General features: G+C 41.2%; 2 protein-coding genes. One reads left to right on the top strand and one right to left on the bottom strand.

Annotated elements, in window-relative coordinates:
* A partial coding sequence (locus AAW00_RS15115) for a helix-turn-helix domain-containing protein (RefSeq protein WP_156170105.1) occupies positions 1 to 694 on the bottom strand: 694 nt, incomplete at its 3' end.
* A gap of 249 nt (positions 695 to 943) precedes the next feature.
* Between AAW00_RS15115 and AAW00_RS15345 the strand changes: the two genes are divergently transcribed.
* Positions 944 to 1,303 (top strand): hypothetical protein, encoded by a 360-nt coding sequence (locus tag AAW00_RS15345; protein WP_206539339.1) that lies wholly within the window; start codon positions 944 to 946, stop codon positions 1,301 to 1,303.
* The last annotated feature ends 94 nt before the right edge of the window (positions 1,304 to 1,397 follow it).

The raw sequence follows: 1,397 nt of genomic DNA on the forward strand, positions 1-1,397 counted from the left end.
GGTAACTGGACTTCAACACAGCCAAAAGAGAGCCAGCTTCAAACTCAGGTTCGTCCGACTTGAACGCAGGAAAAACAGGACGCCCCTGCAACGTTCTCACCACGTTGTAAGCAGCCGCCATATCAAAAATTAACTGTAGTGCTTTCTCATCGTCTTCATCTGAGTAACCAAAAAAGCCTTTTGCAGCTCGATACTCAAGCGACTCATCAATCTTATCGTTAACCGCATCATAAGCAGCCAACAAAGCCCCTCGAACGTCTTCATCAATTCGGTTATCAAACTCAATAGCGTCTTTACCGAAAGAGTCATCAACCACTGATTTTTTTCGAGGTGCTAACTTAACAACTTTAGCCGGCTTCTCACTTTCAGCTTTTTCCTGTTCAGCCTCTGTACCCTCTTCATCCTCAGCGGAGTTATCAGGCTGAGCATTAACATCAAGCTGATCTTCTTCATCATCAACTTCATCAAGCTGACCTTTCTCGATAGCTTTTCGGTCGTAGTATTCAATAAGCTTTTTCAAAGCCTTATCAGACAGGTTGATAAGCCCTCTCTCGAAACGGCTTAACTTAGTGTTATCAATGCTGATAGCACCGCTTGTCATCTTCTTAATATCATCAGCTACTTCACGCTGAGATAACCCCAACTGGTTTCTTACCCGAGCCGCTTTTTGCGGCGTAATCTGCAAATCTTTCATAAAAAAATTCCTTAATTTCAGTTTGTGCTTTCAGAGAGCTGTCACCCCAAACAGGCAACAACTGAACAATAACCTTTTAATTTAAAATTTGCAAATTGTACAAATTACAACTTTTAAATCATAATCACATAAACCAACACACAAAAGATGAAAATAAAGGACTTAACATGAAAAGTAAGGTAGTAAGTTTTGCAGCCTACAAACTAAAATCAGACAACCGAACCAATAACAGGGAACAGGTAAACTCTGATGCACCCCACAGACAACCCTCTACAGATAGTCGAGTACATCGACGTTGGCACGTGCGAAGAACACGCAACCCATGGGCTAATAGACTCAATAATTCTTGAGCACTATTCCGCTTTTGAAGTAACCAGAGCGCGAATAATCTCATTCAACCGAACCAACCACCTTTTTCTAAAAAAGCGAACAAGACGAAAAGCTGACCCAACCGAGGAAAAGCTTTTCAAAAGTTTAAAAGGGGCTTCTGGTTGGGCTATCTCAATAATGAAAAAAGCTGCGGCGGCCGGACACAACACAAGGGTTGAATTAAGAATAAATCCAATAACCAACATGGTGGTTAACGGCGAGGAAATAACAGCAAAATAGTTTTGATACAAACTTTTGCAAATCCTCGACAACCCTTATTGCAACAAGGTTTGCAGCACAAAAAGAGGATTTGTAAAAATGCTTTATGATGCAC

It is taken from the genome of Aurantiacibacter luteus (assembly GCF_001010945.1).
GTDB classification, from domain to species: domain Bacteria; phylum Pseudomonadota; class Alphaproteobacteria; order Sphingomonadales; family Sphingomonadaceae; genus Alteraurantiacibacter; species Alteraurantiacibacter luteus.

Bases quoted from the DNA above. Each gene is read 5' to 3' on its own strand.
- AAW00_RS15345 (WP_206539339.1), top strand. From the start codon at position 944: ATGCACCCCACAGACAACCCTCTACAGATAGTCGAGTACATCGACGTT.